Consider the following 6903-nt stretch of genomic DNA (forward strand, 5'->3'; position numbering starts at 1 on the left):
TGTGGCGCGCTCGCAGGTTGTGCGGCGGCTATTATTGATGCGTTCGATCACCACGACATCCATCGCGCCCGGCCCTTCCGAGTTCAGGAAAGACGCAGTCCATGGAAGGCCGCGTGTCAGGGCCGGAGACAGAAAGACGACGGAAACGGCACTTGCGGCAAGTCCGAGCGTGATCCGGCCCCTGTTGGTACGTCGCCAGGCGGCGGTCCGCCCCAGCCCGGAGCCGATGAAAAGCGCAAAGGCCAGCGCGGCCACGCCACCGGCCAGCACCAGCCAATGCGCCGTGACCCAATCGGCGATGGCGGGATCGGGCAGCCAGGCGGCCCGGGATTGGCCAAACCAGCCCAGAGCCCAATAGGTCAGCAGGAGGAAGAGTGATAACAGCCGGAGCACGCTGCCATGAGACCGGTTGCGGTCGGATCTGACCGGTATCTCATTCGGTATGGTTGGCGGCACCGGGGCCGAGCGCCTGGCATGAGAAAAGGCCCTGCCCGGTAAAATGAAGGCATAAAGGTAGATGACGGCAAAACCTGAAAACCCGTAGATCAGGCTTGGGGCAGGCACCCGGTCCCGCAATGGCGAAGACGATGCGCCCAGCAGCCAGAGACCGAAGCTCATCAGATAGATAAGGAGCCCGCTGAAGATCAGAACAATCATCAGCCGTGGCCGACCTTTGCGGCAACTGACAAGGCGGTTTTGAAAGAGTGAGGGCAACAGGAACCACAGGGCGCCACCGGCAGCAAGGATGCCGATCTGCGCTTGCGTCCAGTTCTGGGATGTCCAGGCTTCAAGCCCAAGCGGGATATCGGCCTCAGCGAAATGTCGTGCGGCGGATGCAAGCATGAGACTGCCCGCCGTTACCTGAGCGGCACGACTGATCAGCAGGCCGAGGCTCCAGGACGATTGGACATTGGACAGGGTCATCACAGGCTCCGGGCACCCCTCACACCAAGACTGCCCATAGAATCCGGAGAAACTATGGTGATCGTGAGGAATTATCTGTCTGATGCGCGCGCTGGAGAAGGTATTCTTCCGTCGGGTTTGCCGGCTTGTCTTTGCCATTGGGATAGACGAGCCCGGCCGAGATCACGAGCTTTGCTGCGTCCTCGACCGACATGTCGAGGAATTTCACATCGTCTTTTGGCAGGTAGAGCAGGAACCCTGATGTCGGGTTCGGAGTCGTCGGCAGGAAGACGGTCATCACCTCGTCATCAGGCAGCTTCGCCAGCACCTCGCCCTTTGCGGCGGTGGAGACGAAGCCGATGGCCCAGATGCCCTTGCGCGGATATTCGATCAGGCAGGCCTTGTCGAATTTGGATTCAGTCTGGCTGAGGACGGTTTCGGCAACCTGCTTCAGCCCGGAATAGATCGAGCGCACGACCGGCATCCGGTCGACGAGGCTTTCGCCCCAGGAAATGAGCGACCGGCCCATCAGCCCCTTGGCGATCCAGCCGATGAAGACGGTGAAGATCAGCGCCAGGATCACCCCGATGCCGCGCAGGTTGATCGCGTAGTCGAGACCAAAGAGCGTCTTCAGGATCTGGCCGGGTTGATATTTGTCCGGAACGAAGGGCAGGACCCAGCCGTCAATCCAGCCGGTGATCGACCAGATCAGCCAGAGTGTGAGCCCGACAGGCGCGATCACGACAAGACCGGTCAGAAAGTTCGCCCGGAACCGCGCGAGCAGAGTACGTCTGCGCGGCGGCTGGATCATGCCGTGGTCCTGTCCGTTTTTGTCCGAGCTCATATCTCGTTTCCCCGTCCCATCGCGAATGTAGGGTCTCTGTATCCTGCCTACAATGGGGGCTCAGGCAGAGCCGGCGATTTCGGAGGCAATGGCAGCGCCGAGGCGGGCATTGTTGAGGACCAGTGCGATATTGGCCTCTAGCGAGCGGCCTTCGGTCAGCTCATAAATCCGCGCGAGCAGGAAGGGCGTCACGGCCTTTGCGGAGATGCCCTGAGCTGCGGCCTCGGCCAGTGCGGTTTCGATCACAGGTGTGATGGTTGCCTGGGGGATTTCGGCGGTCTCGGGGATCGGATTGGCGATCAGCTGTCCGCCGTGCAGGCCAAGGCGCGCGCGCATCAGATGGGCAGTCGCGATGTCAGCGGCCCGGTCCATGCGCAAAGGTGCGGCAAGGCCTGAGGACCGCGACCAGAAGGCGGGGAAGTGATCCTGCCCATAGGCGATGACCGGAACCCCGAGGGTTTCCAGGACTTCCAGCGTCTTGGGCAGATCAAGGATCGCCTTGGCCCCCGCCGCAACGACGCTGACAGGGGTGCGGGCCAGTTCGTGCAGATCGGCCGAGACGTCAAAACTGGCCTCCGCCCCGCGATGAACCCCGCCGATGCCGCCCGTGGCAAAGACATGGATGCCCGCGAGATGTGCGGCGATCATCGTCCCGGCAACGGTGGTCGCCCCGGTTCGGCCTTGCGCAATACAGGCCGCCAGATCGGCGCGGGACAGCTTCATCACATCCGTGGCACGGGCCAGTGCCTCAAGCTCGGCTGGGGTCAGGCCGATATGCAGCTTGCCCGCCATCACCGCGATGGTCGCGGGCACGGCGCCGTGGGCGCGGATCTCGGCCTCGACGCGTTGCGCGGTTTCCAGATTCTGCGGAAAGGGCATACCATGGGTGATGATGGTGGATTCAAGTGCGACAACCGGCGCGCCATTGGCACGGGCTTCGATCACTTCGGGTGAGAAGGTTAGGGGCAGGTCGGTCACGATCCGATATCTCCGGACACAAAATGGGCGGCCGCATCAAGCGCATCACGCAGCGCATCCTCGCGGCCCGCGCCATGGGTTTCGGCGACGATATGGGCCGCCATGAACGTATCGCCTGCACCGGTCACACGGGTGACAAGGACCGGGCGCGGATCGGCGGCCACGATGCCCTCGGCATTGCCATCGGCGGTGGTCTGGCCACCATTGGTCACTAGAACCCGCGCCGCACCCCGTTCGATCAGCGCCTTTGCCGCATCTGGCGCGGCGTCAAAACGGCGGTGGCAAAGCAGCCCCGCCTCTTCGAGATTGACGTAGAGCGTGGCATTCCGCACCGGCAGCAGCGGCAGCAAGCGTTCCGCCTTGCCGGGGGAGGCCGGGGCGATGCGCAGGTCGGCGGCGGCGAAACTATCAGAGCGGGCGATATCGGCCAGAAGCCCCGCTGTGAGATTGCCATCGAGCGCGATGGGGCCTGCCCAGGGCGCACCGGGTCCGCCAAGCGTGCCGTCGATCAAAGGCCGCAGGATCTTGTCGCCCGCAGCCTCCAGCGAATGCGCATCAGCGATGGCGGCGATCAGACCGTTGCCGCCCTCGACCGCCATGTAGCGGTCGGTCGGCAGATCGTCTGAGCGATAGATGTGATCGGTCACCAGCCCCATCCGGGCACAGTCGGCGACCAGTTCATCCCCCTCGGGATCGCGGCCTATGGCGGTCAGCAGGGCAGGGCGCATGCCGAACCGGCCAAGCGTCATCGCGATGTTCATCGCGACGCCCCCCGGCAGCCGGGTGATGCGCCCGGGTACATCGGCGCCCGCACCCATATGCGCAGGCGTGCGACCGATGACGTCCCACAGGACCGAACCGATGCAGAGGATATCAGGGCGCTTTGTCATTCCCGACCTTTGCCGCGAAAGCAGGGCTGCCGCAAGCTGTGCGTGACGTCAGCCGCGCAGCGGATAGCGGTCAGGCTCCTCAAACACGTCAAGTACGACGGTGCCCGCCGCGATCCGCGCCGAATGTACCGCGCCCGACGGGATGGAATAACTCTCGCCTGTCCGGAAGGTGCTGGTGGTTCCATCGATCGTCAGCGCAATCTCGCCCTTCAGCACCGTGCCCCATTGCCCCTTATGCGCATGGGCGGGCAGGTCGAAATCCTTATGAAACGTGAAGAAGACCGCGAGCCCGGCCTCTGACCGGATCACGTTGGTCGTGACGATGTCGTCGGGGACGGGAATGTCGATGGACGGAAAGGCGCGCATGAAGTCGGCGATCGGCATGGGGCGTGTCCTTACAGGGTCGGAAAAAGCGGCAAGGTGTGCATACTGTCGTCTGCAACACTTTCCCACAACCCAAGGAGGCCAGCTTGTCCCCCTTCAACGGATTTCCCCCTGAGACATTCACTTTTCTTGCCGACCTGAAAGCCAACAACGAACGCGACTGGTTCGAGGCCAATCGCGACCGCTATGAGGCATATTGGAAAGCGCCGGCACTTGCCTTCATCGAGGCGCTCCGGCCCGGCATGGCGGCGATGAACCCGGCCCTGAAAGCCGAGGCGCGGCTCAATGGCTCGCTCCGCCGGATCAACCGGGATGTGCGCTTTTCGGCGGACAAGTCGCCCTATGAACCGATGCTGCACCTGATCTTCTGGCCGGGGGAGCATCCGAACCGGGGCGCGGGGGTTCATTTCGTTTTGGATGCCGATGGCGTGGGCTATGGTGCCGGGCGCTGGGGGTTCGATGCGCCGGTCCTCGCGCGCTATCGCGACAGGTTGCAGGACGCCGCGGATCGCGCGGCACTGCTTTCGGCTCTGGAACAGGCGGCCGGCATCGGCTGCCACCTTGACGAGCCGTACCTGAAGAAACTGCCGAAGGGTTTCGATCCCGCGCCCGGCTGGGACTATCTTCTGCGCTACAAGGGGATCGTCGCCCGCACGACAGAGGGGCGGTTCATGCCGGGCTGGATCAGCACAGAGCAGGCGGTGGAGGAAGTGCTGAGCCGCACCCGTACGCTGATGCCGCTTGTGGCCTGGCTCCACGATATCTGACGACCTCAGACTTCTTCATTGCCAAAATACCCAAGCCGGAGGCATCCGCGGCACCTGCGCCGAAGGGCAGGGCTTGCGTATCCCTCGAAACCGGCTTATACGCGCGCCACTTCACAGGCGAGGCTTGGGCCCTCGGGGGAGACATCCCCGAATGGTCCGCCGGTTGTCACGGACTTGATCCGGGACCTCTTGCTTCGCCGAGGTCGAAACCGGAAAGGAAAACGGACATGGCACTGCCTGAATTCTCTATGCGTCAGCTCTTGGAAGCGGGCGTTCACTACGGTCACCAGACCCAGCGCTGGAACCCGCGGATGGGCGAATACATCTACGGCGACCGCAACGGCATTCACATTCTCGATCTGACGCAGACCGTCCCGATGCTGGACGCTGCCCTGAACGTGATCCGCGAAACCGTGGCCAAGAACGGCCGCATCCTTTTCGTCGGCACCAAGCGTCAGGCCGCCAAGCCGATCGCCGAAGCCGCTGAGAAATGCGCGCAATACTACATGAACCACCGCTGGCTCGGCGGCACGCTGACCAACTGGAAGACCGTTTCCCAGTCGATCAGCCGCCTGAAGAATATCGATGAGGCTCTGGCCTCGGGCGCCGAAGGCCTGACCAAGAAAGAACGTCTGGGCATGGAGCGCGAACAGGCGAAGCTTCAGGCTTCGCTCGGCGGGATCGCAGATATGGGCGGTGTACCGGATCTTTTGTTCGTCATCGACGTGAACAAGGAAGACCTTGCCATCGCCGAAGCCAGAAAGCTGGGTATTCCGGTCGTCGCGGTCGTCGACACCAACTGTTCGCCTGACGGTGTTGACTATGTGATCCCGGGCAACGACGACGCCGCCCGCGCCATCGCGCTTTACTGCGACCTCGTCAGCCGCGCCGCACTTGACGGCATGACCGCCCAGATGGGGGCTGCCGGCATCGATATCGGTGCGATGGATGAGGCCCCGGAAGAGGAAGCCGTGGCCGAAGAGGCCGCCGCCGAAGCCTGAGACCCGGGCAGGGGGGCTTTGCCCCCGCCGTCACAAGACTTTCATCGGGCGGGGATAGTCCCCGCCTGATCCGCTCATAAATCTTCGAAGGAGAGCCGACATGGCCATCACCGCACAAATGGTGAAAGAGCTGCGCGAAAGCACTGGCGCAGGCATGATGGACGCCAAGAAGGCGCTGACCGAAAACAATGGCGACATGGAAGCCGCCGTTGACTGGCTGCGCACCAAGGGCCTTGCCAAGGCCGCCAAGAAATCCGGCCGTGTGGCCGCTGAAGGCCTCGTCGGCGTCGCCGTCGCGGGCGGCAAGGGTGTTGCGGTCGAGGTGAACTCGGAAACCGACTTCGTTGCCAAGAACGAAGAGTTCCAGTCGATGGTCTCGACAATCGCCAATGCGGCGCTCGGCGCCTCCGATCTCGACGCGCTGAAAGTGACCGAAGTTGACGGCGCGACCGTTGATGAAAAGGTGACTGCCGCTATCGCCAAGATCGGCGAGAACATGACGCTGCGCCGCATGGTGTCGGTCACGGGCGACGTGGTCGTTTCCTACGTCCACAACGCCGCCGCCGACGGCATGGGCAAGATCGGTGTTCTCGTCGGCCTGAAAGGCGCTGACGCGGGTATCGGCAAGCAGATCGCGATGCATATCGCGGCGACCTCGCCCGCCTCGCTCTCCGAGGCGGATCTCGATCCGACGCTGGTTGAGCGCGAAAAGACGGTTCTGACCGAACAGGCCCGCGAAAGTGGCAAGCCGGACGCGGTCATCGAAAAGATGATCGTTGGCCGGATGGCGAAGTTCTTTGAGGAGGTCACCCTTCTTGGCCAGAAATTCGTGATCAACCCGGACGTGACCGTCGCCCAGGCCGCCAAGGATGCCGGCGTCGAGATCACCGGTTTCGCCCGCGTCGCCGTGGGCGAGGGGATCGAAAAGGAAAAGGAAGACTTCGCCGCCGAAGTCGCCAAGACCCGCGGCGCCTGAGCCGCAGGAATACAAAGATTGAAAAGGCCGGGGATGTCCCCGGCCTTTACTTTTTGGAACGAAGTATGGCGGATCGCTTTGCGCCCGTTTGCCAACCTTGGTGGCTGAACGCCTTTAGCCCGGGAACAAGCGCGACGCGCGCCGGGCGAGCGCCTGCCCG

8 protein-coding genes are annotated in these 6903 nt (G+C 63.2%); 3 read left to right on the forward strand and 5 right to left on the reverse strand.

Features of this window, described 5'->3' with window-relative positions:
- The 5 genes from WBB85_RS00355 to WBB85_RS00375 form a co-directional block, all read right to left on the reverse strand.
- Positions 1-924: hypothetical protein (locus WBB85_RS00355; protein ID WP_432636634.1), on the reverse strand; the 924-nt coding region annotated here is incomplete at its 3' end.
- 52 nt (positions 925-976) lie between these two features.
- On the reverse strand, positions 977-1747 hold the full coding sequence (locus WBB85_RS00360) for a DUF502 domain-containing protein (protein ID WP_432636635.1): 771 nt from the start codon (positions 1745-1747) through the stop codon (positions 977-979).
- A 60-nt stretch (positions 1748-1807) separates the two neighbouring features.
- A complete protein-coding gene (locus WBB85_RS00365; RefSeq protein ID WP_432636636.1) occupies positions 1808-2725 on the reverse strand; it encodes a pseudouridine-5'-phosphate glycosidase in 918 nt (305 codons plus the stop codon).
- Entirely contained in the window at positions 2722-3615 is an 894-nt protein-coding gene (locus tag WBB85_RS00370) for a PfkB family carbohydrate kinase (protein ID WP_432636638.1), read from the reverse strand. Before WBB85_RS00370 ends, WBB85_RS00365 begins: the two co-directional genes overlap by 4 nt.
- Positions 3616-3663: 48 nt before the next feature.
- Positions 3664-3999: a cupin domain-containing protein gene (locus WBB85_RS00375; protein ID WP_432636639.1), complete on the reverse strand. Its 336-nt coding sequence runs from the start codon at positions 3997-3999 to the stop codon at positions 3664-3666.
- An 86-nt stretch (positions 4000-4085) separates the two neighbouring features.
- Here WBB85_RS00375 and WBB85_RS00380 point away from each other — a divergent pair, with 86 nt between their 5' ends.
- From WBB85_RS00380 to tsf, 3 genes are all read left to right on the forward strand, one after another.
- Positions 4086-4766 carry a DUF2461 domain-containing protein gene (locus tag WBB85_RS00380; RefSeq protein ID WP_432636640.1) on the forward strand — a complete coding sequence of 227 codons (681 nt, stop codon included), beginning with the start codon at positions 4086-4088 and terminating at the stop codon, positions 4764-4766.
- Positions 4767-4993: 227 nt separating this feature from the next.
- The gene (gene rpsB, locus WBB85_RS00385) at positions 4994-5767 is read left to right on the forward strand and encodes a 30S ribosomal protein S2 (protein ID WP_432636641.1); all 774 of its coding nucleotides are present in this window, start codon (positions 4994-4996) and stop codon (positions 5765-5767) included.
- A 100-nt stretch (positions 5768-5867) separates the two neighbouring features.
- Entirely contained in the window at positions 5868-6743 is an 876-nt protein-coding gene (gene tsf, locus WBB85_RS00390; protein ID WP_432636642.1) for a translation elongation factor Ts, read from the forward strand.
- Positions 6744-6903: the final 160 nt, after the last annotated feature.

It is taken from the genome of Albidovulum sp., from assembly GCF_049646345.1.
Taxonomy (GTDB): domain Bacteria; phylum Pseudomonadota; class Alphaproteobacteria; order Rhodobacterales; family Rhodobacteraceae; genus Albidovulum.

Coding starts and splice junctions, on each gene's coding strand:
- WBB85_RS00360 (WP_432636635.1), bottom strand. CDS start 1,747: ATGAGCTCGGACAAAAACGGACAGGACCACGGCATGATCCAGCCGCCG.
- WBB85_RS00375 (WP_432636639.1), bottom strand. CDS start 3,999: ATGCCGATCGCCGACTTCATGCGCGCCTTTCCGTCCATCGACATTCCC.
- rpsB (WP_432636641.1), top strand. CDS start 4,994: ATGGCACTGCCTGAATTCTCTATGCGTCAGCTCTTGGAAGCGGGCGTT.
- tsf (WP_432636642.1), top strand. CDS start 5,868: ATGGCCATCACCGCACAAATGGTGAAAGAGCTGCGCGAAAGCACTGGC.
- WBB85_RS00370 (WP_432636638.1), bottom strand. CDS start 3,615: ATGACAAAGCGCCCTGATATCCTCTGCATCGGTTCGGTCCTGTGGGAC.